This window comes from Nitrospirillum amazonense (assembly GCF_007828045.1).
Lineage (GTDB): Bacteria > Pseudomonadota > Alphaproteobacteria > Azospirillales > Azospirillaceae > Nitrospirillum > Nitrospirillum amazonense_C.
The window spans coordinates 258531-283129 of the sequence record NZ_VITN01000006.1; the positions used below are offsets into that span (position 1 = coordinate 258531).

Annotated in this window: 21 protein-coding genes; 13 read left to right on the top strand and 8 right to left on the bottom strand. The window is 68.7% G+C overall.

Annotated features, from left to right (window positions below; translation table 11 throughout):
* Positions 1 to 9: 9 nt before the first annotated feature.
* Positions 10 to 894, top strand: a complete 885-nt coding sequence (locus FBZ89_RS12695; RefSeq protein WP_145750326.1) for an alpha/beta hydrolase — start codon at positions 10 to 12, stop codon at positions 892 to 894.
* Here the strand turns inward: FBZ89_RS12695 and FBZ89_RS12700 are convergent.
* A complete protein-coding gene (locus FBZ89_RS12700) occupies positions 891 to 1358 on the bottom strand; it encodes a GNAT family N-acetyltransferase (RefSeq protein WP_145750327.1) in 468 nt (155 codons plus the stop codon). The genes FBZ89_RS12695 and FBZ89_RS12700 overlap by 4 nt on opposite strands.
* 160 nt (positions 1359 to 1518) lie before the next feature.
* Here FBZ89_RS12700 and FBZ89_RS12705 point away from each other — a divergent pair, with 160 nt between their 5' ends.
* On the top strand, positions 1519 to 1743 hold the full coding sequence (locus FBZ89_RS12705; RefSeq protein WP_145750328.1) for a hypothetical protein: 225 nt from the start codon (positions 1519 to 1521) through the stop codon (positions 1741 to 1743).
* A gap of 13 nt (positions 1744 to 1756) precedes the next feature.
* Positions 1757 to 3376, top strand: a complete 1620-nt coding sequence (locus FBZ89_RS12710) for a RimK family protein (protein WP_186457327.1) — start codon at positions 1757 to 1759, stop codon at positions 3374 to 3376.
* A gap of 70 nt (positions 3377 to 3446) precedes the next feature.
* Here the strand turns inward: FBZ89_RS12710 and FBZ89_RS12715 are convergent, their stop codons facing one another.
* Both FBZ89_RS12715 and FBZ89_RS12720 read right to left on the bottom strand, forming a co-directional pair.
* Positions 3447 to 3830 (bottom strand): helix-turn-helix domain-containing protein, encoded by a 384-nt coding sequence (locus FBZ89_RS12715; protein ID WP_246172158.1) that lies wholly within the window; start codon positions 3828 to 3830, stop codon positions 3447 to 3449.
* 2 nt (positions 3831 to 3832) lie between these two features.
* Complete coding sequence (locus FBZ89_RS12720) at positions 3833 to 4129, bottom strand: type II toxin-antitoxin system HigB family toxin (protein ID WP_145750331.1); 297 nt, start codon at positions 4127 to 4129, stop codon at positions 3833 to 3835.
* Positions 4130 to 4367: 238 nt separating this feature from the next.
* On the opposite strand from FBZ89_RS12720, the gene secD reads away from it, so the two are divergent.
* Both secD and FBZ89_RS30870 read left to right on the top strand, forming a co-directional pair.
* Positions 4368 to 6893 (top strand): protein translocase subunit SecD, encoded by a 2526-nt coding sequence (gene secD / locus FBZ89_RS12725; protein WP_145750332.1) that lies wholly within the window; start codon positions 4368 to 4370, stop codon positions 6891 to 6893.
* A gap of 362 nt (positions 6894 to 7255) precedes the next feature.
* Complete coding sequence (locus FBZ89_RS30870) at positions 7256 to 7948, top strand: hypothetical protein (protein ID WP_186457328.1); 693 nt, start codon at positions 7256 to 7258, stop codon at positions 7946 to 7948.
* 158 nt (positions 7949 to 8106) lie between these two features.
* Here the strand turns inward: FBZ89_RS30870 and rnd are convergent, their stop codons facing one another.
* Entirely contained in the window at positions 8107 to 9258 is a 1152-nt protein-coding gene (gene rnd, locus FBZ89_RS12735; protein ID WP_145750333.1) for a ribonuclease D, read from the bottom strand.
* A 313-nt stretch (positions 9259 to 9571) separates the two neighbouring features.
* Between rnd and FBZ89_RS12740 the strand changes: the two genes are divergently transcribed.
* From FBZ89_RS12740 to FBZ89_RS12755, 4 genes are all read left to right on the top strand, one after another.
* A complete protein-coding gene (locus tag FBZ89_RS12740) occupies positions 9572 to 11731 on the top strand; it encodes a TonB-dependent receptor (protein ID WP_145750334.1) in 2160 nt (719 codons plus the stop codon).
* 152 nt (positions 11732 to 11883) lie between these two features.
* Positions 11884 to 13704, top strand: coding sequence for an aspartate--tRNA ligase (gene aspS / locus FBZ89_RS12745; protein WP_145750335.1), 1821 nt, complete (start codon positions 11884 to 11886; stop codon positions 13702 to 13704).
* Between the two features lie 124 nt (positions 13705 to 13828).
* A complete protein-coding gene (locus tag FBZ89_RS12750; protein ID WP_211115208.1) occupies positions 13829 to 14083 on the top strand; it encodes a type II toxin-antitoxin system ParD family antitoxin in 255 nt (84 codons plus the stop codon).
* Positions 14076 to 14366, top strand: coding sequence for a type II toxin-antitoxin system RelE/ParE family toxin (locus FBZ89_RS12755; RefSeq protein WP_145750336.1), 291 nt, complete (start codon positions 14076 to 14078; stop codon positions 14364 to 14366). The genes FBZ89_RS12750 and FBZ89_RS12755 overlap by 8 nt, the downstream gene beginning before the upstream one ends.
* Positions 14367 to 14437: 71 nt before the next feature.
* Here the strand turns inward: FBZ89_RS12755 and FBZ89_RS12760 are convergent, their stop codons facing one another.
* Entirely contained in the window at positions 14438 to 16591 is a 2154-nt protein-coding gene (locus tag FBZ89_RS12760; RefSeq protein WP_186457329.1) for a TonB-dependent siderophore receptor, read from the bottom strand.
* Positions 16592 to 16902: 311 nt separating this feature from the next.
* On the opposite strand from FBZ89_RS12760, the gene FBZ89_RS12765 reads away from it, so the two are divergent.
* On the top strand, positions 16903 to 19830 hold the full coding sequence (locus tag FBZ89_RS12765; RefSeq protein ID WP_145750338.1) for a M16 family metallopeptidase: 2928 nt from the start codon (positions 16903 to 16905) through the stop codon (positions 19828 to 19830).
* Positions 19831 to 19845: 15 nt separating this feature from the next.
* Positions 19846 to 20343 carry a DUF1579 family protein gene (locus FBZ89_RS12770; RefSeq protein ID WP_145750339.1) on the top strand — a complete coding sequence of 166 codons (498 nt, stop codon included), beginning with the start codon at positions 19846 to 19848 and terminating at the stop codon, positions 20341 to 20343.
* Positions 20344 to 20365: 22 nt separating this feature from the next.
* Here the strand turns inward: FBZ89_RS12770 and FBZ89_RS12775 are convergent, their stop codons facing one another.
* A complete protein-coding gene (locus FBZ89_RS12775) occupies positions 20366 to 21043 on the bottom strand; it encodes a GGDEF domain-containing protein (protein WP_246172159.1) in 678 nt (225 codons plus the stop codon).
* 364 nt (positions 21044 to 21407) lie between these two features.
* Here FBZ89_RS12775 and FBZ89_RS12780 point away from each other — a divergent pair, with 364 nt between their 5' ends.
* Entirely contained in the window at positions 21408 to 22334 is a 927-nt protein-coding gene (locus FBZ89_RS12780; RefSeq protein ID WP_145750340.1) for a cell envelope integrity EipB family protein, read from the top strand.
* Between the two features lie 42 nt (positions 22335 to 22376).
* Here the strand turns inward: FBZ89_RS12780 and FBZ89_RS12785 are convergent, their stop codons facing one another.
* Together FBZ89_RS12785 and FBZ89_RS12790 are read right to left on the bottom strand one after the other, a co-directional pair.
* Positions 22377 to 22868: a type II toxin-antitoxin system VapC family toxin gene (locus FBZ89_RS12785; protein WP_145750341.1), complete on the bottom strand. Its 492-nt coding sequence runs from the start codon at positions 22866 to 22868 to the stop codon at positions 22377 to 22379.
* A complete protein-coding gene (locus FBZ89_RS12790) occupies positions 22868 to 23089 on the bottom strand; it encodes a type II toxin-antitoxin system Phd/YefM family antitoxin (protein WP_145750342.1) in 222 nt (73 codons plus the stop codon). Before FBZ89_RS12790 ends, FBZ89_RS12785 begins: the two co-directional genes overlap by 1 nt.
* A gap of 132 nt (positions 23090 to 23221) precedes the next feature.
* Between FBZ89_RS12790 and FBZ89_RS12795 the strand changes: the two genes are divergently transcribed.
* A complete protein-coding gene (locus FBZ89_RS12795) occupies positions 23222 to 24589 on the top strand; it encodes a cation:proton antiporter (protein ID WP_145750343.1) in 1368 nt (455 codons plus the stop codon).
* Positions 24590 to 24599 lie beyond the last annotated feature (10 nt).

The following is a 24599-nucleotide window of genomic DNA, read 5'->3' on the forward strand; positions in this document are numbered from 1 at the left end:
ATCACGACCATGGTTGCCCTGTTTCTCCTGATCATCGTTGGCACGCTGGGTACCCTGTTCGGCGGCCTGGTGCTGATGCTGGCGCGCCAAGGGGGGGCCGCCCTGTTCGTCCATCCGCGCCTGCCCGATCCCGGCGCCCCGCCGGATGGGTTCGGCCTACGCGCCATCGCCTATCCCACCGCGGATGGTGTCACGCTGGCGGCTTGGACGGCCCCGCCCACGGGTATCACCAAGCCCCTGGTCCTGATCCTGGCGGGCCCGGGGCAGCGCCGGGCCGACCTGTCGGCACTGGCAACGGCCTTGGTGGCCGCCGGCTATGGCGTCATGGTGACCTGCCGCCGCCCCCTGTCCCTGACGGTGGGGGACTGGGGGGAAACGGCCTTGCTGGCCGATGCCCGCGCCGCCCTGGATCATCTGACGGCGCAGGGCGTCTCCGGCTCCCGCCTCGTCATCCTGGGGGTGTCGGCGGCGGCGGCCCTGGCCCTGCACATGGCCTGGGAGCGGCGGCCGGCCGCCGTGGTGCTGGCGGCCCCGCCCACTTCGGGCGCCGATCTGCTGGTGGGCCGTTGGCATCTGTCGGCACTGGCGGGCATGGCCAGCAACCCGCTGGCCGTGGTGGGCCGCTTGACAGTGGCGCCGCCGGCCTGTCCGCTGCTGGTGCTGCACGGCCTGGCGGACCGGACGGTGCCGCCGGCCATGGGCCAGGCGGTGTTCAAGGCAGCGCCGGAGCCCAAGCACGCCGCCTGGATCAAGGGGGCGGGCCATGCCGACCTGTGGGCTAAAGGGGGCACCGACGCGCTGCTGGACTTCCTGGCCGGCCGCCGGGGCCCGGCGGCGACCCTGGACCAGGAGGCGCCGTGGCGGGCGCCGGGCCTGCCCGCCGTCAGGACCTAACCGACATACCGCCGCAGCCGGAAGGCGTGGGAGCCGTCGGCGTAGTAATCCTCCTCCACCGAGGTCTGGTGGAAGCCCAGGCGCTCGTACAGCGCGCGGGCGGCGTCGTTTTCCGGATGCACCTCCAGCGACAACCACTGGTGGCCGGTGGCGCGCACCAGCTCCAGGGCGGCGGCCACCATGGCCTTGGCCAGCCCACGGCCGCGCAGGTCGGGATGGGTGGCCAGGGAATAGAGACGCATGCCCCGGGTGCCCTGGCGGGACAGCAGCACGGCGCTGGCCGCCAGCGTGCCGTCGGCACCGTCGATCACCAGGATGTGGGCGGACGGCCGCTCCAGCAGGCGGCGGAAGCTGCGCCGGCCCATGCGGTTGAACTCGAAACAGAGCTTCTCCAGCGCCAGCAGGGCCTCCAGGTCGGCCGGGGTGGCGGGGCGGGGGCGGGGAGCGGGGGCGGGGGTCTTCATGGTGCCTTGAAGGTAAAGGCCCGCGCGCTGGGGCGCCAAATCAAAAACCCTTTATCATCCGGCCCCGGCATTGGCATGGAGATTTAATGCGGGTGCCCCGGACACTGGGGGCACCACGGCGGACTTGGGTGCCGTGGGGCCTTTCCTGAAGGACAGCACCATGGCACGCATCATCGTCATCGAACGCGGCCCCGGCGGCCTGTGGGCCGCCCACGACAGCGCCGGCCTGATCGGCGGCGTCTTCACCGAGCGCCGCGCCGCCGTGACCTTCGCCACCTTCCAGCCGGACCACCCCACCGTGCTGCTGCGCGCCGGCGCGGGTGGGCCGGGGGTCGATGGCGGGGGCCGCGCGCCCGCCGCACCCCTCCCCAGTACCCGCTTTTGAGGGGAGGGCCGCCATGCCGGACTGTGCCACAGCCGCCCCTTCCCATATTCCTGTGCGCCCCCTGGCGCAGGCCGCGTCCGACCTGATCGTGGTGGTGGAGCGGCGGCGGGATTTCCGCTGGCCCGACCCCGACGGCCGGGTCATGACCGCCGGCGCCTATGTCGCCGCCCAGCCGGGCCGCCCGCGCCGCGTCATCAATTTGTGCCGGCACGCCGACTATCTCTCCGCCGGCTACTACGCCTCGCTCCTGGCGGAGGCGCGCGGCGACCGGGTGACGCCGGCGCTGCGCACGCTGGCCGACCTGGTCGGGGCCGGAACGGGGCAGGCCGACCTGGCCGACAGCCTGGCGGACCTGAACCCCCGCCTGGTCCATCTGCCGCCCCCGCCGGCGGGGGCGGCCCGGCACGCCGCCAACATCTATTTCGGCCGCACGCCCGATACCGGGCTGACCGATGTCGCCGCCCGCCTGTTCCAGCGTCTGGACTACCCGCTGATGCGCTTGACCCTGGCGTATGGGGAGGGCGGGTGGCGCATCGCCGGCCTGGTCCCCCTGGGCACCGACGCCGTGCCCCGCATGCACGACGTCTTTTTCCTGAACGCGCTGGAGGCCTATGCCCGCCGGCGCTGGCAACGGCCCCGGGGGCCGGCGGCGCCGTCCTTCACCTTGGGCGTCCTGCACGATCCGGACGATCCCCTGCCGCCCAGCAACGCCGGCACGCTGGCCCACCTCGCGCGGGTGGGCGACGATCTGGGCGTGCGGGTGGAGGTCATCGGCCGGCGCGACTACCGCCACTTGGCGCGCTTCGACGGCCTGTTCATCCGCGAAACCACGGCCGTGCCCCACCACACCTTCCGCTTCGCCCGCCGGGCGGAGGCACTGGGCATTCCCGCGGTGGACGACACCACCAGCATCCTGCGCTGCACCAACAAGGTCTTCCTGGCGGAAACGCTGGCCGGTCACGGCGTGGCCACCCCGCGCACCCGCCTGGTGACACGCGCCACCCTGGCGGAGGTGGCGGCCACGCTGACCTTCCCCGCCGTGCTGAAGGCGCCGGACGGCGCCTTCAGCCGGGGGGTGGAGCGGGTGATGGACATCGACGCCTTCCACCGCGTGGCGGCGGCCCTGCTGGCGCGGTCGCAGATCATCCTGGCGCAGGACTACCTGCCCACCGCCTTCGACTGGCGGGTGGGCGTGCTGGGGGGCGAGGTGCTGTTCGTGGCGCAATATTACATGTGCCCCCGGCATTGGCAGATCGTGCGCCACGCCGCCGACGGCAGCCATGACGAAGGCGCCACCCGCGCGGTGGCCGTGGCCGACACCCCAACCGCCGTTCTGGCCGCGGCGTTGGCCGCCGCCCGCCTGATGGGCAACGGCCTCTACGGCGTGGATCTGAAGCAACTGCCCTCGGGCGAGGTCGTGGTGATCGAGGTGAACGACAATCCCAACCTTGACGTGGGGGCGGAGGATCGCGCCGCCGGTCCCCTGCTGTGGCGCCGCGTCATCGGTCACTTCCTGACGGCCGCCGGCCGCGCGCCCATGCCCGGCAGCGCCGCCGTCTCCGCCATTGACCTGCCCACCGCCGAACGCGCGGCCCTGGCCCGCGCCGCTGCCGTGCGGGCGGCGGTGGCGTGAGGCTCGGGAGCGCCCAGTTCCATCCTGTGAAAAAGCCGCGCCCGAAAGTGATTCCGGGCGCGGCGCCTTTTTATTCGGCGCCGATCTGTCCGCGCAAAGGGTAGGGACGGACCAGGATGTCGGCCGAGATGCCGAGGTGCTCGCTCAATGTCCGGATCATGGGCAGGGTCAGCGGGCGCACGCGGTTCAGCACCTCCGCCACCCGGCCGCTGCCTCCGATCAGACCTTTCAGGGCGGCCCTTCCCGATCCCATCTGGTCCAGGCGGAACAGGATGGCCTCGATGGGATCCGGCGGCGTCATGGGGCTGGTCGCCCGTTCATAAGCCTCCGCCAGGGTGATCAGCACGTCCAGCCGGTCGCCTTCCGGGGTGCCCGGCTGGGCGTTCCACAGCGTCTCGATTTCCATGTGGGCGGCCGCAAGGTCGTCGTCGGTGCGGATGGGCTTGATATCCATGGTCAAATGGTCTCCACGTCGATGGCGTCATATTCAGCGTGGCTGCCGACGAAGCGTATGTAGACAGTCTTGAAGTCGTAGTTCACCCAAACGACAAGGCGGTACTTGTTGCCGCCGATGTTGAAGATGACGCGCTGGCCGACAAAGCTGGCGGTGGCGTAACGGGCCTTGATGTCCGCCGGACCGGTCCATTGGGCTTTGGCCGTTTCGGCGTACCAGGTTTCCAAAGGCCCACGGCTGTCTTCCCGCCCACGTTCGCCCCAATGGGCCTGCAAGGTTTTGTGGGCGATGATCCGCATGGCCAAAGGATAGCCCGCTCCCACCATGGGAGCAAACAAAAACTCCCATGGCGGGAGCGGCCGTGGCGGTGACGCCCATCGTATGCTTTTTTGGTTGGAAGCGTGCGGGGGTGCGGGTATTCAAGGCGCTTGGTTTAACCGGCCCGTGGTGGGTGTTTCCGCCGGGGCCGTCTGTTTCCTGCGGCGGACGTCCCCACATGAAGGGGGCCCGCGCCAGGTTCCAAGGACGTCGTACCCTATGCTGCGCTTTTCACCGCTCAAGTCCGCGTTGATCGCCCTGGTCTGTTTCCTGGGCGTGGTCTTCTCCCTGCCCAGCCTGATATCCAAGGATTACCTGCCCGGCTGGATGGCCGACCGGCACGTCAACCTGGGCCTGGACCTGAAGGGCGGCTCCTACCTGCTGCTGCAGGTGGACAGCGACGCGGTGGCGAAGGAACGCGTGGAGAGCCTGGTCGATGAGGCGCGCACCGCCCTGCGTACCGCCAAGATCCAGACCAGCAGCGTCACGCCCGCCGGCCGGTCCGTGACCATCACCGTGGCCGACGGCGGCGACGTGGACGCGGCGCGCAAGGCCCTGGGCCCCATCGCCACGGCCACCACCGGCGGCGGCGTGCCCGAGGTGGACCTGCGCACCGACGGCCAGGCCATCGTGCTGACCCTGACCGACGCCGGCTTCAAGGACCGCATCGACAAGGCGATGGCGCAGTCGCAGGAGATCGTCCGCCGCCGTATCGACGAGACGGGCGTGAACGAGCCGGTGGTGGCCCGCCAGGGCGGCGACCGCATCCTGGTGCAGCTGCCCGGCGTGGAAGATCCCGGCCGCATCAAGCGCCTGATCGGCCAGACCGCCAAGATGACCTTCCGCCTGGTGGTGACGGACGAGGCCCCCCGCGCCGATGGCGCCGCCCCCCCGGGCACCCAGGTCCTGACCGTGGCCGACGGCCGGGGCGAGCGCAAGATCCTGGTGCGCAAGAAGGTGGAGGTTGACGGCGCCAACCTGACCGACGCCAGCCCCACCACCGACCAGAATGGCCGCTGGGTCGTGGCCTTCCGTTTCGACAGCATCGGCGCCCGCCGCTTCGCCGAGACGACCACGAACAACGTGGGCAAGCCCTTCGCCATCGTGCTGGACGACAAGGTCATCAGCGACCCGGTGATCCAGGAGCCGATCACCGGCGGCCGTGGCCAGATCAGCGGCAGCTACACCGCGCAGACGGCCAACGACCTGGCCGTGCTGCTGCGCGCCGGCGCCCTGCCGGTGCCGCTGACCGTGGTGGAAGAACGCACCATCGGACCGGAGCTGGGCGCCGACAGCATCCATGCCGGCCTGACCGCCGTGGCCGTGGGCTTCGTCCTGGTCGTGGCCTACATGCTGATCAGCTATGGCATCTTCGGCGTGTTCGCCAACATCGCCCTGCTGTGCAACCTGTTCCTGACCCTGGCCCTGCTGGGTATCCTGCAGGCCACGCTGACCCTGCCCGGCATCGCCGGCGCCCTGCTGACCCTGGGCATGGCCGTCGATGCCAACATCCTGATCAACGAGCGTATCCGGGAAGAGCTGAGGAAGGGCGCCACGCCACTGGCGGCGCTGGAGGCCGGCTTCTCCAAGGCCTACGCCACCATCACCGACAGCAACCTGACCACGCTGATCAAGATGGCCATCCTGTTCTCGGTCGGCACTGGCACCATCAAGGGCTTCGCCGTCACCATCAGCCTGGGCATCCTGACCTCGATGTTCACGGCCACCGTGGTGGCGCGCGCCATCACCGCCAGCTGGTTCCGCCGCTTCCGGCCCAAGACGCTGACCGTGGGCACCCGCCTGCGCCCGGCGCCCGACCATACGAACTTCCACTTCATGCGCGGCCGGCACATGGGCATCGGCCTGTCGGTGTTCCTGTCGGTGGCCTCCGTCGTGCTGTTCTTCAAGCCCGGCCTGAACTACGGCGTGGACTTCGCCGGCGGCGTGGTCATCGAGATCCGCACCGACGGCCCGGCCGACTTCTCCAAGCTGCGGTCCAAGATGGAAACCCTGCACCTGGGTCCCGTCCAGTTGCAGCAGTTCGGCTCCCCCTCCGACGTGCTGATGCGGCTGGAGCAGCAGGCCGGTGGCGACGCCGCCCAGCAGGGGGCCGTGAAGGCGGTGCAGGAGGAACTGAACAAGGACTTCCCCGGCGCCGTCATCCGCCGCCAGGAAGCCGTGGGCGCGTCCGTCAGCGCCGAGCTGTTCCACGACGGCATGCTGGCTTTGGGCCTGGCGGCCATCGCCATGCTGGCCTACATCACCTTCCGCTTCGAATGGCAGTTCGGCATCGGCGCCGTGGTCACCATGCTGCTGGACGTGACGAAGACCGTGGGCTTCTTCGCCATCACCGGCATGCAGTTCAACCTGACCTCCATCGCCGCCATCCTCACCATCATGGGCTACTCGATCAACGACAAGGTCGTGGTCTATGACCGTGTGCGTGAGAACCTGCGCCTTTACCGCAAGATGCCCCTGCGCGAGCTGATCGACCGCAGCATCAATGAGACGCTGAGCCGGACCATCGGCACCTCGCTGGCCATCTTCCTGGTGACCGTGCCCCTGGCCCTGCTGGCGGGCGAGCAATTGCGAGAGTTCGCCTGGGCGCTGCTGTTCGGCGTGGTGCTGGCGACCTCGTCGTCCATCTTCATCGCCGCCCCCATCCTGCTGTTCCTGGGCGAAAAGAGCCTGCGCCGGCCCACGCCGGCCGACGGCTCCGCCGCCCCACCCGCCCCGGCGGAGTAAAGGGTGCTGGCTGTCGCTTGCCCCGGGGGCGCCCTTGGGCAAGCGACATGCCAAACTAAAAACCTAGTAAAACCATATAGTTGCAAAACAGCATCGAACTGATTTGCAACTGATCAGGAATAAGATTCCTGATGGCCGGCAGAAAATGCCGGCTCATTTCTGCCGATTTAGTCGCAGGTTTGTTAGCCTGTTCTGGCCATTTCAATGAAAATCCAGGTTTATCAGGCGTTTGCCTGCTGGTCCCGGGCTTGCGACAGGCCGCGGGTGCGCGCGCCATTGCGCCACCCGTGGGTACGGCTGGCCGGGGGGCAGCCCAAGGCCGGCCCCGCCCAGGGTTCATGGCCACCGGGGAGAACCCTTCCATGAGTTCCATATCCTCCGTGGGCTCGTCCCAGGCGTCTTACGGCGCCTGGAAGGCCCAGCAGGCGTCATCGACATCAAGCGCCGATGACACCTCGTCCACCGACTCCACCTCGTCCGCCGCATCGCTGCTTGGCGGTGACGGCACCACGACCAACGGCACCAGCAATCCCTTCAGCTTCCAACTGAGCGGCGACCTGCTGTCGGCCCTGCAGGGCGTCACGCCCGCGCAGGGGACGACGACCACCGCGGCCGATTCCACCACCGACCCGACGGTCGATCCGGTCACGGGCCAGCCCATCGACCCGGCCACCGGGCTGCCGATCACGACGGCGGCGGACGGCACTGGCACGGACGGCACCGGCACGGGGGCCGCGGATAGCGCCGACGCGTCCCAGGGGGCGTCCCAGGGAGCGTCCAAGGCCCATCACGGCGGCCACCATGGCCACCACGGCGGTGGTGGCGGCATGAAGACGGACGATAGCCTGTTCGGCGATCCGGCCGCCGCCTCCACCAGCACCACCGCCACGGCCAGCGCCGACGCCACCGGCACCGATGGCAGCGGCACCGGCACCTCCACCGGCGGCACAACGGCCAGCAGCGATTTCATGAGCCTGCTGAACAGCACGACGCCGGTCGCCGGTTCGTCCACCGCCTTCATGGCCCAGTTGCAGGGTTCCCTGATGGCCGCCTGAGGCGGGTGTCGGGCAACGCCGCCGCCCAAAGGGGCGGGCGTTCCAGGTTGACGATGTCGCGCGGCGGCGCATGAAACCATGCGCGCCGGCGTGTCCCCTCTCTGGAGAAATGTCCTGGCCAGCCGACGCCGGCCCAACCCCGGACCCGGGCTGCGGCCTCAGCCCAGCTTCACCAGCTTGACCTTGCGGTTCTCCATGGCCAGGGCCAGCTTGCCATGCTTCAGCGCCAGGGCCTGGCTCCCGAACAGGTCGAAGCGCCAGCCGGTCATGGCCTGCACCTTGGCGTCGTCATCGGCGGCGATGGCCTCCAGGTCGGCGGCGTTGGCCACCAGGCGGCTGGCCACATCCTCGTCATCGCACACCAGCTTCAGCAGCACGCGCAGCAGTTCCACCGTGGGGGCGATGCCGGCCGGCAGTTCGGCGCGCGGCTCCGTCCGGGGCAGGGCGCTGTCGGGCAGGCTGCGCGCCTTCTCGACGGCCGCCAGGATTTCGGTGCCGTAACGACCCGCGGCCATGCTGGGGCCCAGGCCGCGCGTGCGGCCCAGGTCATCCACCGTGCTGGGGGTGTGGGCGGCGATTTCCATCAGGGTCTCGTCGCGCACCACGCGGTTGCGCGGGATGTCCTTGCGCTGCGCCTCGCGCTCGCGCCAGGCGCACAGCTCCTTCAGCACGGCGATGAAGCGTGGCTTGTCGGTGCGCGGCTTCAGCCGGCGCCAGGACTCGTCCGGATCCTGCCGGTAGGTGTCCGGGCTGGTCAGGATGGCCATCTCATCGGCCAGCCATTCCTCGCGCCCCGTCTTGTCCAGGCGGCGGCGGATCTTCTCGTACGCCGGGCGCAGATGGGTCACGTCCGACAGGGCGTAGGTCAGCTGCCGGTCGGTCAGCGGCCGGTTGGACCAGTCGGTGAAGCGGCTGGACTTGTCGATGCGGGCGTTGGTCAGCTTGGTGATCAGCGTCTCATAGCCCACGCTGTCGCCGAAGCCGCAGACCATGGCCGCGACCTGGGTGTCGAACAGGGGGGTGGGGACGGCACCTGTCAGGTTGAAGAAAATCTCCAGATCCTGGCGGGCGGCGTGGAAGACCTTCAGCACGGCGGGGTTGGCCAGCAGGGCGAACAGCGGCGACAGGTCGATGCCGTCGGCCAGCGGGTCGATGGCGGCGGCCTCGTCGGGGCCGGCCACCTGCACCAGGCAGAGCTGCGGGTAGTAGGTCTTCTCCCGCATGAATTCGGTATCGACGGTGACGTACGCGGCGGAGGCCAGGCGGTCACAGAAGGCGGCGAGGTCGGCGGTATTGGTGATCAGCGTCATGGGGCACTTCACATACTATAGCTAAGCGCGCGTGCATAGGGCCTGCTGTCCCGCCGCCCGGGAATAGGGCCGCCGGCTGTCGAGTCGGGCGGGGCGGGGGCGGAGTTTCCGCCGCCCCGCCTGGGTGCGACGGGCAATGCCGAAGCATGGCAGCCATTCGCATCCTAAAAATCGCAGTTTTGCCATCGATACGGCGTTACCCGCGGGCGGACCCGGCAAGAGGGCCGGGAGGGCCCGCTTGACAGAATGTCGCAGGCTGAATATGCGAGTGATTATCAAAAACATTCGCATAAGAACAAAGGGGACCTCTGTGATGCGCGCCCGCCTGCTGCTTTCCGTCTGCCTGTTCACGGCTCTGCCGCCCCTGGCCCTGCTACCCGCGACGGCCATGGCCGCCGGCCCGGATGAGGCTGGCGCCGCCGAGGGGGCCAAGTCCGGTGGTGCCCTGCCCGAGGTGGTGGTCAGCGCCGACCGCCAGGCGGCCATGGGTTACAACCCCAAGGACGCGGTCAGCGCCACGCGCATGGACATGGCGCTGCGCGACGTGCCGCAGACGGTGAACGTGGTGCCCCTGGCGGTGATGCGGGACCAGGGCGCCCTGTCGCTGCAGGACGTGATGCGCAACATCCCCGGCATCGGCCTGTCCACCGGCGATGGCCAGCGCGACCAGGTTTCCATCCGTGGCTTCTCCGCCATCACCGACCAGTATGTCGACGGCCTGCGCGACGACGCCCTTTATTTCCGCGACCTGTCCAACCTGCAATCGGTGGAGGTGGTGAAGGGTCCGGCCTCTGTCCTCTACGGGCGTGGCTCCTCCGGCGGTCTCATCAACCGCATCACCAAGAAGCCGGGCATCGACCTGGCGGAGGCGAGCTTCCGTTATGGCGGCTGGGACGACCGGCGGGGGGAGGTGGACCTGGCCCACGTGCTGCCCGATACCGGCATCGCCCTGCGCCTGACCGGCGCTATCGAGGCGGCCGACAGCTATCGCCAGCAGCAGTTCCTGGACCGCAAGGCCGTGGCCCCCTCGGTGGAATTCAACCTGGATGAAAAGACCAAGCTGCTGGTTCAGGCCGATTACCTGGAGGACAAGCGCGTCACCGACTTCGGCATCCCCGCCTATCACGGCCTGCCGGTGGACGTGGCGCCCGGCACCTATTACGGCGCCGCCAACGCCCGGGACGCGGACTACAGCCAGTCCCGCGTCCGCTCCACCACCGAGACGCTGACGCACGAGGTGAACGACAGCCTGTCGCTGCGCAACGCCTTCCGCTACTACCGCTACAACCTGGACCGCCGCAACACGCTGGTCGGCTCGGTCAACGAGGCGGCGCGGACCGCGGCCCTGACCCGTTCCATCGTCGGCCGGTATGAGCACGGCTGGTTCAACCAGAGCGAGGCGGTGCAGAAGTTCAGCGTGGCCGGGATCGACAACCAGCTGCTGCTGGGGCTGGAGGTGGGGCACCAGACCAAGGACGCCATCACCTATTCCCAGGGCACAGTGGCCACCGTCGCGCTGTTTAACCCGGTGCTGCCCACGCTGAACCCCGGCACCTTCGGCACCATCACCGCCAACAACCGCGGCCTGTTCGACACCACCGGCGTCTATGCCCAGGACATGGTGACCCTGCTGCCGCAGCTGAAGGCCCTGGTCGGCATGCGATTCGACAAATTCGAGCAGCGCACCCTGCAACATGTGGCGGGTCTGGCCAACCTCAGCCGCACGGATAGGAACTGGAGCCCGCGCGCCGGCCTGGTGTGGCAGCCCACGGACGCCCAGGCCGAGGTCGCCCAGTCCTACTACGTCTCGTGGAGCCGCTCCTTCCAGCCCTCGGGCGAGGCGTTCTCCGTGGCCGCCAACAACGCCGACATCGCGCCGGAAAGCACCCGCAATGTCGAGGTGGGGGCCAAGCTGGACTTCTGGCAGGGCCGGCTCAGCACCACGGCCTCGCTGTTCCGCCTGGAACGCAGCGGCATCAAGACCACCGACCCGGTGACGCAGAAGCTGCTGCCCATCGGCGTGCAGCGCACCGACGGCGTGGAGCTGACCGGGGCGCTGGACCTGTCGGACGGGTGGAAGGCCATCGCCGGCTATGCCTACCTGGATGCCCGCGTCACGGAATCCGTGGCCAAGGATGCCGGCCAGAATGTGCAGGGCAAGCGCGCCACCATCACCCCGCGCCACAGCACCAACCTGTGGCTGACCAAGGCCTTCGGCGACCGCTTCGGCCTGGGCGGGGGCATGAACTATGTCGGCGACCGCTACGCCAACCCGGGCAACACCGTGACGCTGCCGTCCTATGTGACGGTCGATGCCATGGCCTGGTACCGCCAGGGGCCGGTGACCCTGCAGGTCAACGTCTACAACATCGCCGATGAGCGCTACATCGTCTCCGCCCACGGCACCAGCCCCAACCTGAACCTGCCGGGCAGCCCCCGGTCGGTCATGGGCAGCGTCAAGATCAGTTATTAAGGGGGAATGTGGCGGATGCGGGCGGGTCATTCCGACCCGCCCGTCTTGACAATCCGCCCCCGTCCGGCCCTAGTGTCCGCCGGTCCGTCAGTCCGCGTTTTCGCGGATCGGCGGCGCTATTGCCCAACCCGCACTCGTCAAGGCCCGGCCCCATGCATCCCTATCGTACCCACACCTGCGGCGCCCTGCGTCAGGAAGACGCCGGCCAGACCGTCCGCCTCTCCGGCTGGATCCACCGCAAGCGTGACCACGGCCAACTGCTGTTCGTCGACCTGCGCGACAATTACGGCCTGACCCAGTGCGTGATCGATATCGACAATCCCGGCTTCAAGGTGCTGGAATCCGCCCGCCTGGAATCGGTCATCACCGTGACCGGCCGCGTGGTGGCCCGCACGGCCGACACCATCAACGACAAGCTGCCCACCGGCCATATCGAGGTGAAGGCGGATGAGATCGTGGTGCAGAGCCTGGCCGACCAGCTGCCCCTGCAGGTGAATTCCGACCAGGACGCGGGCGAGGACATCCGCCTGCGCTACCGCTTCCTGGACCTGCGGCGCACCAAGATGCACCGCAACATCCACCTGCGCTCCAATGTCATCGCCTCGGCCCGCCGCCGCATGATCGAGGCGGGGTTCACCGAGTTCCAGACCCCCATTCTGACCTCGTCCTCGCCCGAGGGCGCCCGCGACTTCCTGGTCCCGGCGCGCAACCACCCGGGCAAGTTCTACGCCCTGCCGCAGGCGCCGCAGCAGTTCAAGCAGCTGCTGATGGTGGCGGGCTTCGACCGCTATTTCCAGATCGCCCCCTGCTTCCGTGACGAGGACAGCCGCGCCGACCGCTCCCCCGGCGAGTTCTACCAGCTCGACTTCGAGATGAGCTACGTTACCCAGGACGACGTGTTCGCCGCCATCGAGCCCGTCATCCACGGCATCTTCACGGAGTTCCGTGACTTCACCGGCGTCGCCAAGACCGTCAGCCCCTATCCGTTCCCGCGCATCCCCTATGCCGAGAGCATGCTGAAGTACGGCAACGACAAGCCGGACCTGCGCAACCCGCTGGTGATCACCGACGTGTCGGCCGTGTTCCGCCGCGATGACGTGGAGTTCAAGGCCTTCCGCGGCGTGCTGGACAAGGGCGGCGTGGTCCGCTGCGTCAAGGCGCCGGCCGTGGGCGACAAGCCCCGCAGCTTCTTCGACAAGCTGAACGACTGGGCCCGCGGCCTGGGCGCGCCCGGCCTGGGCTACATCCTGTTTGAGAACGGCGCCGGCAAGGGCCCCATCGCCAAGTTCGTGCCCGAGGCCGCCCAGGCCGTGCTGCGTGAGCTGACCGGTGCGGTGGACGGCGACGCCGTGTTCTTCGTCTGCGACCTGGAAGGCCCCGCCGCCAAGCTGGCCGGCCAGGCCCGCACCCGCATCGGCGAGGAACTGGACCTGATCGAGAAGGACGCCTTCCGCTTCTGCTGGATCGTCGATTTCCCGATGTACGAGAAGGATGAGGAGACGGGGAAGATCGACTTCTCCCACAACCCCTTCTCCATGCCGCAGGGCGGCCTGGAGGCCCTGACCGGCATGAACCCGCTGGACATCAAGGCCTTCCAGTACGACATCGTCTGCAACGGCATCGAGCTGTCCTCGGGCGCCATCCGCAACCACAAGCCCGAGATCATGTACAAGGCGTTCGAGATCGCCGGCTACAGCGCCGAGGACCTCGAGACCCGCTTCGGCGGCATGCTGTCGGCCTTCAAGCTGGGCGCTCCGCCGCACGGTGGCTCCGCGCCCGGCATCGACCGCATCGTCATGCTGCTGGCCGATGAGCCCAACATCCGCGAGGTCATCGTCTTCCCGCTGAACCAGCGCGCCGAAGACCTGCTGATGCAGGCCCCCAACGCCGTCGATACCGCGCGGCTGAAGGAAGTGCACATCAAGCTCGACCTGCCCAAGCCCAAGATCACCACCGAGGCCAAGGAAGGCTGAGGCTCAGGTTTTCAGGATTTAAGCGAAGCGGGCGGCGTTCGAAAGGGCGCCGCCCGTTTTATTTTGGGGGTGGGGGCGCGGGGAATACCAATCTTTGGTAAGATGCGCGCCGGAGGTGCCGATCATGGGCAAGAACACATCGGTCAGCTTGGGCGACCATTTCACCCATTTCGTGGAAACGCAGGTCGCCCAGGGACGCTACGGCAGCGCCAGCGACGTTATGCGGGCAGGCCTTCGCCTGCTGGAAGAGCATGAGGCGAAACTGGCGGCCCTTCGCGCAGCCTTGGACGAGGGGGAGGCCAGCGGCGTCAGCGACCAGAACGTCTTGGATATCTGGGCTGAAGTGAAGGCCGAGGCGGATCAATCCCGAAATGGGTGAGTACGCGCTTTCCGGCAAGGCGCGGGATGACCTGAAACGCATCGCCCAGCAATCATTGGCACAGTGGGGGATGGTTCAGGCGGAGCGCTATATATTTGGGCTGCACGAATTGTTTGGGCGGTTAGTCACGCTCCCCGATCTGGGGCGTGACGCCGGGGGGATACGCCCAGGCTATCTGCGGATTGAGAGCGGTAGTCACGTCGTCTTTTATCGCAAGACGGCGAACGGCATTCTGATCGTCCGCGTCCTGCACGCCCATATGGACTTTTCCCGGTACCTGTAGGCCGGCTGGCCGAGGCACCAGAGGGGTGTCACGCAAAAGCACGTGGGGGCCATAGGCCCCCACGCGGGCCCTCACCACCGATAGCTCACGTTCGCCTTCACGTCGCGCCCCGGGCCGTACCAGCACCAGATGGTGCTGTAGCACGAGGAGATGTAGCGGCGGTCCAGCAGGTTGGTGGCGTCGATGTTCAGGGTCAGGCCGTCCAGTTGCGGGGCCAGGTGCTTGAAGTCGTAGCTGCCCATGAGGTCGAACAGGGTGGCGCCGGGGATGGGCAGGGCGGCGTCGCCGGCCGCCCCGTTGAAGCTGCGGCCGATGTAGCGCACGCCGCCGCCGAAGCCCAGGCCGGCCAGCGGGCCGTCCTGGAGGGTGTAGTTGGCGTAGGCGTTGGCCGTGGTCTGGGGCACGGCGTAGGGGCGGGAGCCCTCAAGCCCCGCGTTGTCCTTGGTCACTTGGTTGTCGATGTAGGTGTAGCTGGCGTGCAGCTGCAGGCCCTGGATGGGGCGGGCGGAGCCCTCCAGTTCCACGCCGCGCGACCGCACCTCGCCCGCCGCGATGGAGGCGGTGGGGAAGCTGGGGTCGGTGGTGGCGACGTTGGTCTCGCGCAGCTCATACAGGCTGGCGGTCAGCAGGGCGTTCCACACCTTGGGCTGGTACTTCACGCCCACCTCGACCTGCTTGCCCTCCGTCGGGGCCAGCACGTTGCCGTTCCGGTCCACCGTGGTCTGCGGCAGAAAGGAGGTGGCGTAGGAGACGTAGGGCGCCACGCCGTTGTCGAACAGATAGAGCAGACCGGCGCGGCCGGTGAACTTGCTCTCATCCTTCGATGTCGTGCCGTTGCTGAGATGGTCCAGCTGGCTGATGTCCAGCCAGTCGTTGCGGCCGCTCAGCACCAGGCGGAAGCCACCGAGGGCGATCTGGTCCTGGGCGTAGACGCCGGTCTGGCTCATGTGCAGACGCACGTCGAAGCTGGTGGCCGGCAGGGTCAGGGCGGAGCCGTAGACGGGGTTGAAGACGTCGATGTCCGCGACGCTGCCGCCGAAGCCCGAGGCCTCCGTCTGCACGGTGTTCTGGAAGTCCACGCCGAAGATCAGATTGTGGGTCAGGGCGCCGGTGCGCACCACGCCGGTCACGTTGTTGTCCAGTGTGACGTTGTTCAGTTCCTCCCGCGCCACGGCCAGGGCGCGGGCCAGCTTGGTCTCATTGGCGTCGGTGAAGTAACCGGCGTTGTAGACGCTGTTGTACAGCGTCGTCAGGTGCATGTAGCGGGTGTTCTGGTGCACCGCCCAGTCGTCGTCGAACTTGTGGGTGAACAGCGAGGTGACCATGTTTTCGGTGCGGTTGAACCGCTCGAAATCCGGCTCGCCATCATAGAAGTCGCGGGCGATCTGGCCGTTCGGGTTGGGCAGCAGCGAGCCCTGGACCGGCACCGCGCCATAGCCGCCGCTCTTGGGGTCCTGCTGGTGGACGTACAGCACGGTCCAGCTGGTCTTGTCGTCCGGGCGGTAGGTCAGGCTGGGGCTGATGCCGAAGCGCTGGGATTCGGTGTGGCTGATCTGGGTGTCGGACCGGTCGTTGACCCCCACCAGGCGATAGCTCAGCACGCCGTTGGCATCCAGGGTGCCGCCGATGTCGGCCGTCTCGCGCACGGTGCCATAGCTGCCGGCGGTCACGCCGACCTCACCGAAGGTCGTCCCCGTGGGCAGCTTGCTGGTCAGAGCGGCGATGCCGCCGGGGTTGGCGTTGCCGTAGAGGACAGAGGCGGGGCCCTTCACCACCTCCACCCGCTCCAGGAAGGACAGGTCGATCTGCGGGATGGCGTAGCCGTTGAGCGAACTGATGAGGTGCAGGCCGTCCAGGTACTGGTCGGCGTTGAAGCCGCGCACGGTCATCAAATCATAGCGGCCGGCGGTGTTGCCGCGCGTGTCGGTGGCGACACCGGCGGTGTAGTTCAGGGCGTCGTTCAGGTTCTCCGCCACGCGCAGGTTCAGCTCATCCCGGGTGATCACGCTGACCGACTGCGGCGTTTCCACCAGCGGGGCCGCGGTCTTCAGGGCGCTGGCGGCATCGGTGGGGGAACGTTCGCCGAGGATGACCACCTCGTTGGAGGCGGTGGCGTCGGCTGCCGCGTCATCAGCCCGGGCGGTGCCGGCGGCCAGGGCGACCACCGAGACGGCCGAGGCCAGTGCCAAGGGATACACAGAGAGGAACTGCCGCAGGTTGCTCACGGTATAGGCTCCGAAACTAATAATTATTCTCATTTTCCAACCGGATGGTTATGCGTCGGTGTTGTGAATGCAAGTGACTTTCATTCGTGCATGGCAGCGTCCCGCCCGCCGGCATGGGCCCCGGGGGCGGGGCCGCCTCACACCCCGCTTCCGGCCCTCGGGGCAAGGGCAAGGGTGGCGGGATCGTTTTGTTACAACGAATTAACCAAATGCCCCGCCTCAGCCGGCCGGTTTTGGGCTATGTAGGAACCAGGCCCATTCCCGGACGCCGCAGTCGCGCGGCCGGCAGCCCAAGAAGGAAGACGGCACCCATGATGCGCTTCACCCGCACGCTCTCGGCCCTGGCCCTGTCCACGGCCCTCTGCTCCAGCCTGCCCGCGCTGGCAGGGGGGATCGGGGCGGCCGACACGCCCATCGTGCCGGGGGCGGAGGTACCGGGTGGCAAGGTGTCGGTGCCGCCGTTGGCCATCACCGAGCGCACGCTGGCCAACGGCCTGAAGGTCATCGCCCTGCCGGACACCACCACGCCCACCGTGTCGGTGCAGGTGTGGTACAGCGTCGGCTCCAAGGACGACCCCAAGGGGCGCAGCGGCTTCGCCCACCTCTTCGAGCACATGATGTTCAAGAGCACGCGCGACATGGCCGCGGAGCAGTTCGACCGCCTGACGGAGGATGTGGGCGGCTACAACAACGCCTCCACCAACGCCGACTACACCGATTACTTCGAGACCGTGCCCGCCAACCACCTGGAGCGCATCCTGTGGGCGGAGGCGCAGCGCATGGGCTCCCTCGTCGTGGATGAGGAGAACTTCAAGTCCGAGCGCGACGTGGTGAAGGAGGAATTGCGGCAGCGGGTGCTGGCCCAGCCCTACGGCAAGCTGTTCTACCTCATGTTCCCGCAGGTCAGCTTCAAGGTGCACCCCTATGGCCGGCCCGGCATCGGCAGCATCGAGGATCTGGACGCCGCCACCCTGCAGGATGTGCAGGCCTTCCACGCCACCTATTACCGGCCGGACAACGCCACCCTGGTGGTGGTGGGCAACTTCAAGCCGGAGGAGCTGAACGCCTGGGTGGACAAGTATTTCGGCCCGCTGACCCATCCGGCCACCCCCATCCCGCGCGTGACGGCGGTGGAGCCGGCGCGGACCGCCCCGCAGACCCTGACGGTGACGGAGGCCAACGCGCCGCTGCCGGCCGTGCTGCTGAGCTACCCCTTCCCCAAGGCGACCGACAAGGACCTGCCGGCCCTGCTGGTGCTGGACAGCATCCTGGGCCATGGCGACAGCAGCCGCCTCAACCAGTCCCTGGTCTATGAGAAGCAGGTGGCCAGCCAGGTCTTCACCTTCCAGGAGGTGAACCAGCAGCCGGGCGCCTACGCCATCGGCGCCATCCTGGCCGGCGGCGCCACGGCCGAGGCGGGGGAGAAGGCTCTGCTGGAGGAACTGGACAAGGTGTCCAAGGATGGCGTGACGGAGGCCGAGCTGGCCGCCGCCCGCAACCAGCTGGTGACCGATGAGCTGGAGGAGCGGGAGACGGCCAACGGCCGCGCCAGCCTGCTGGCCCGCGCCGCCGTCATCTTCGGCGACCCCAAGCGCGCCGACACCCTGCTGGCCGACGTGCAGGCGGTGACGGCCGACGATGTGAAGCGGGTGGCCGCCACCTGGCTGAAGCCCGAGACCAAGATTTCCGTGCGCTACGTTCCGGCCGATGGTCCCGAGAAGGGGACGGACACGGTGGCGACCTCCACCGGCATCGACGCCGCCCCGCTGGTGGTGCCGGCCGACCTGAAGGTGGTGCAGCCGGCCCCGGCCGACCAGCGCCAGGCCCCGCCCACCGCCGGCCCCGCCGTGGACGCGGCCCTGCCGCAGCCGGTGGAAAAGCGCCTGGCCAACGGCCTGCGCGTCATCGTGGCGCCCACCCATGGCGTGCCGCTGATCCAGGCCAGCCTGCGCATCGGCGGCGGCGGGGCGGTGGATCCGGCGCGCCTGCCCGGCACCGCGGCCATGACGGCTAGCGTCCTGACCAAGGGCACGGCCAAGCGCTCCGCGCCCGAGATCGCGCGCGATGTCGAGGCGCTGGGCGGCACCCTGAACGCCGCCGCCGGCTGGGACGGGTCGGAACTGTCGCTGCTGGTGAAGGGCGACGTGCTGGCCCCGGCGATGGAGATCTTCGCCGATGTGGCCCGCAACCCGGCTTTCCAGAAGGAGGAGCTGGAGCGGGAGCGGCACCAGGCGCTGGACGGCCTGTCGGTCGCGCTGAAGGACCCGGCCGGCCTGGCCAAGCTGGTGGGCCCGCGCGTGCTCTATGCCGACGCCGCCTATGGCCATCCCCTCACCGGCACGCCCAAATCGCTGGCGGCGCTGAAGCCCGCCGACCTCTCCGCCTATCACCACACCTGGTGGCGGCCGGACAACGCCACCCTGGTGTTGGCCGGCCCGCTGACGGCGGAGCAGGGCTTCGCCATCGCGGAAAAGCTGTTCGGTGACTGGGCCAAGCCGGCGGCGGCCCTGCCGGCGCTGCCGTCCTCCCCGGCCCAGCCGGCCGGGCGCGCCGTGGTGGTGGACCTGCCCAAGGCGGGCCAGGCGGCGGTGCTGGTGGTGCGGCCGGGCCTGGCGCGGTCGGACAAGGATTATTACCCGGCCAGCGTCGCCAACGCCGTGCTGGGCGTGGGCTATTCCTCGCGCCTGAACCAGGAGATCCGCATCAAGCGGGGCCTGAGCTACGGCGCCGGCTCCGCGCTGGATTTCCGCCGCGTGCCGGGGCCCTTCGTGGCCAGCACCCAGACCAAGAACCCCTCCGCCCCCGAGGTCGCCGGCCTGATCATGGCGGAGATGGGCAAGCTGGGCACCCAGGCGCCGGCGGAGACGGAACTGGCCGGCCGCAAGGCCGTGCTGATCGGCAATTTCGGCCGCACGGTGGAAACCACCCACGGCGTGGCCAGCCTGGTCGGCAGCCTGGCCCTGCAGGGCGTCGATCTGGCGGAGATCGGCCGCTACATCGCCAGCGTCCAGGCGGTGACCCCCGCCCAGGTGCAGGCCGCCGCCGCCCGCACCCTGTCGCCGGCCCAGAGCAGCCTGGTGGTGGTGGGCGACAGCGCCCAGTTCCTGCCCGCCCTGAAGCAGAAATACCCCAAGGTGCAGGTCATCCCCGCCGCCCAGCTGAACCTGGACAGCGGCAGCCTGAAGGCGGCGCCCAAGAAGGACGCGGGCAAGGCCGACGCCAAGGCTGGGCAGCCGTAAGCCGGGGGGAAGGCCATGCATGAGGAGATGCGGCGGCTGACCGCCGCCTTCGCCGGCGAGTGGGCGGGCACGGAGGCGGTGCAGCCCAGCCCCTTCGGTCCCGGCGGCCCTGGCCCAAACAGTGTGGGGGTGGCGCGCATGACCGTGCGTTCCGCGCTCAACGGCCACCACCTGGTGCTGGACTATGTCTTCGACCGGGGGGAGGCCGGCGCCTTCACCGCCCACGGCGTCCTGACCTGGGACCCCGACGTGGCCGTGCACCTGCTGTTCTGGTTCGACGACATGGGCTATGTGCCGGCCAGGCCGGCCCCCGGCCTATGGGGCCCGGTGGAGGGGGTGGATGAGGCGGGCGCCGAAGGCTACACCTTCATCCGCACCTCCCCGCGCGGCCGCGCCCGTCATCGCTATTGGTGGCCGATGCCGGACCACATGGAAACCACCATCGACCGCTCCACCGACGGCGGCCTGACCTGGACGCCCTTCCTCAAGGGCAGCTACCGGCGGCAGGCATAAGAAACGCAGGGAACAGCTTAACTCAGGCCGCCTTGGACGCCGCCTTGGTCTGGTACATCAGCACGTCGGCGCGGTGCAGCACCTCGTCCTCGCGGTCGTCGGCGCCATAGGCCTGGCAGCCGAAGCTGGCCTTCAGGGGCAGGCTGTGGGTCTGCCAGTCCAGCGCCATCTGGTGCAGGGTGGCGGACAGGGCCTCGGCACGCTGCATGCCCTGGTCGGGCGCCACGCGGGTCAGCAGCACGGCGAACTCGTCACCGCCCAGGCGGGCCACGATGTCCTGGGCGCGCACATGGTCGGCCAGGGTGCGGCCCACCATGCGCAGGTAGGCATCGCCGGCCTGGTGGCCGTGCACGTCGTTGATGCGCTTGAAGCCGTCGAGGTCGACCATCACCAGCACGCCGCCCCGGCCGCCGCGCCGCGCGCCCGCCAGCTCGCGCCGGAACGCGACTTGGAAGCCGCGCCGGTTCAGCAGGCCGGTCAGCTCATCCGTGGTGCTCAGCGTTTCCAGGTAATCGATGCGGTCGCGCTGTTCGGTGATGATGCGCTCCGCGTCCGCCAGGCGCATGGCCAGTTCCTGCACCAGCAGCTGGTTCAGGCTGGCCGCCGCCTCGGGACCGCGCAGGCCCACCGGCATCTGGCCCCGGGGCAGGGTCAGGTTGATGGCGGGCATCAGGGGCAGGGCGGTGTCCGGCGGGGTCATGGGCGCTACTCCGTTTGGGGCGTCGGGATGACGTGAACCGGAGATCGCAAGGGCCATGCCGCTATCTATATCATTGAAATAAAAGGATTTGCGTTTTGCAGGGGTAGGTCGCGCCCCGCCTGCGGCAGTTTTTGCCGACCCCCTTTCGGCAGGCTCCACCGGCAATGTCTGCCCCCTATTCCAAACGGTAGGGGATCGAGGACGACGACGGGGGGCGGTGGGGCCGTATCACCCAAAGGTTCCCCAGGCGTCCGTTGGCGTGCGGCGCCCTGTGACGACAAGAAGCTTGGCGTCGGCCCCCGGGACACGGCATGCTGGGGGTTCGGGCCTGGCCCGGGTTGAGGTAGCGAGAGTGACGATAAGAATGCGCGCACGTCTGGTGAGCATGGGTTTGGCGTCCCTGGCCGTTCTGGCCCTGCCGGTGGCAATGGCCGTCGGCGCCACGCCCCCGTCGTCGGCGGCCCCCGCGGCGCCGCCCGCCGCTTCGCCCGCCGCCCCGCCCACGGTCGCCCCAACCTCCAACGGCGGCCCCATGGCCGGCACGGTCATGGCGGTGGGGGCGCAGATGTCTCCCCACCGCGCCGCCTATCGCCTGACGCTGGCCTCTTCGCGTGAGGGCAGCCGCGTCACCGGCGTGGTCGGCGCCATGAACTTCGCCTGGAACGACGTCTGCCGCGGCTGGACCACGGAACAGCGCTTCCAGATCCGCTTCCTCTATTCCGAGGCGGACGACCAGGAGATGACCACCAGCTACACGACGTGGGAGGCCAAGGACGGCAGCGTCTACCGCTTCAACGTCCGCAAGCAGGTCACCGGCCAGCCGGATGAGGAGATGAAGGGGGTGGCGACCCTGAACGGCGAGGATGGCGGCGTCGCCCATTTCGAGAAGCCCAAGCCGCAGGATGTCGAGCTGGCCCCCGGCACCGTCTTCCCCACCGCCCACACCCTGCTGCTCATCAACCAGGCCCGCCACGGCGACACGCCGGTCTACGTCCGCCCCGTGTTCGACGGGTCGGAGGCGGAGGAGGCGGGCCCCGTCTCGGCCGTTATCGGCAAGGCCAAGCCCCTGGCCAAGGACGCCATCGTCGTGGCCGCCCTGCACAAGGACAAGGCCTGGCCCGTGCACCTGGCCTTCTTCGCCAACGACGACCAGCAGGCGCTGCCCGACTACGACACCGCGATGATGCTGATGGACAACGGCATCGTGCAGTCCATGCTGATCGATTACGGCGACTTCAAGGTGCGGGCCGAACTGGTGGCGCTGGAACCCCTGCCCAAGCCCGCCTGCTGAGGCGCAGTGGCGTATTGGCAGTGGCGTATCGGCCGTGGCGTATCAAAAGCGCAGGAACAAGCTTTTCAGCCATACGGGGCTGGTCTTGGCCGCCTGGCGCCAGTCGGCGATGTCCTCCTGCGCCTCGCCGGCGGCGTAGCCCCAGGGGTTGAACACCTTTAGCCGGCCGGTGCGGTAGGCGGCGACGTTGGGCGTGACCACCGTCAGGCCGTGCACCAGGGCGGTGGCGGCCAGCAGGGCGTCGCGGTTGTTGGGCAGGGCGACGCCGACGCGCCGCAAGGCCACGGCCGCGTCCACGGGCAGGATGCGCCCCTCGAACGCCACCATCACCCGGTCGTCCAGCCAGGCGCGCAGCGCCGCGCCGGCGGCCTTGTCCGTCCGCTCCGCCTTGGCGACCGACTCCGCCAGCTCCATCAGGCTGAGGGCCGATAGGAACAGCTGCTGGCGGGGGACATCGGCGGCCCAGGCGCGCACGCCGGCGTCCGCCTTCGCCCCGCGCAGCTCCAGGATGACCGGGGTGTCCAGCAGGAACATCAGGCGATGTCCAGGCGGGTGGGGGCCAGGGGTACGTCCTCCGGCATGGCCAGCAGATCGACAATGCTCTGCCCGTCGCCGGTAAGCCGCAGGAAAGTCTCGAAATTCATCAGCACGTGGGTGGGGGTGCCGCGGTCGGTGATGAACACCGGCTCGCTCAATGCCGCGCGCTTGGCGCCGCCCACGTCCTGGTTGAAATCCCGGCTGCTCATTGTGGCCATGTTGCTACATTTCCCATGCCCAGAATGTTGCTACATTCCTACGTTTTTTATCCTTTGACAACGCCCGAAAGCCCGCCCTAACCCTGGTATCGGTAACAGGCACAAAAGCTAAGAACAGGGTGGAATCGCGTCATGGCTTCGGATCTTTTTTCCGCCGGCACGGTGCAAAACATCGTCGACACGGCGACCCACATGCTGTCGCCGCACGGCCCCAACGGGACCCTGACGCCGACGGATTTCAGCGTCCATTTCTTCCTGCAGATCACCGCCATCATCCTGGCCTGCCGCGTCGTCGGCTGGCTGGGGCAGAAGCTGCTGGCCCAACCGCAGGTGGTGGGTGAGATGATCGCCGGCGTGGTGCTGGGGCCGTCCCTGCTGGGCCTGCTGTTCCCAGGCTTCGCCGCCGAGCTGTTCCCCAAGGAAACCAAGAGCGTGCTGTATGTCGGCGCCCAGTTCGGCGTCGGCCTCTACATGTTCCTGGTGGGCACGACCTTCCGGGGCGACCATTTCCGCACCAACGGCAAGAGCGCCTTCGCCGTCTCCTTCTCCGGCATCGCGGCCCCCTTCCTGATCGCCGTGCTGATCACGCCCATGTTGCTCAAGGTGCCCGGCCTGTTCGCCGACGGTCTGCCGCAGGGCCAGGCCACCCTGTTCATGGGCGCCTGCATCGCCCTGACCGCCTTCCCCATGCTGGCCCGCATCATCAATGAGCGCGGCCTCAGCAACTCCGCCCTGGGCACCCTGTCCCTGACGGCCGGCGCCTTCGACGACGCCGCCTCCTGGTGCGTGCTGGCCATCGTGCTGGCCATCTTCGGTGCCGGCCCCGGCGTCGCCGTGCTGGCCATCGGCGGCGGCCTCAGCTTCGCCCTGCTGGTCATCCTGTTCGGCCGCCGCCTGCTGGCGCCCCTGGGCCGCGCGGTGGAAGCGCGGGGGGAGATGACGCACACCGTGCTGGCCATCACCCTGATGGTGTTCTGCCTGTCCGCCTTCGTCATGGACGCGGTGGGCATCCACGCCATCTTCGGCGGCTTCATCATCGGCACCGCCATGCCCCGCGGCAAGTTCGTGGAGGAGCTGAAGAAGAAGGTGGAGCCGCTGACCGTGGTCCTGCTGCTGCCCATGTTCTTCACCTACTCCGGCCTCAACACCCGCATGGACATGGTGAATTCCGCCTCGCTGCTGCTGATTGCCTTCGGCGTGCTGGTGGCCTCCATCGCCGCCAAGGGTGTGGCCTGCTACGCCGCCGCCCGGCTGTGCGGCGAGGACAACCGCACGGCGCTGGGCATCGGCGCCCTGATGAACTCGCGCGGGCTGATGGAACTGATCATCATCAACATCGGCCTGCAAAAGGGCATCATCGGCCCCACGCTGTTCTCTATGTTGGTGCTGATGGCCATCGTCACGACTATGATGGCGTCCCCGCTGTTCGAACTGGTCTACGGCCGCAAGGCCCGGCTGAGTGGCGAGCTGGGGGCCGTGCCGGAGCAAGCCCTGAGCTGAGTGGACGACC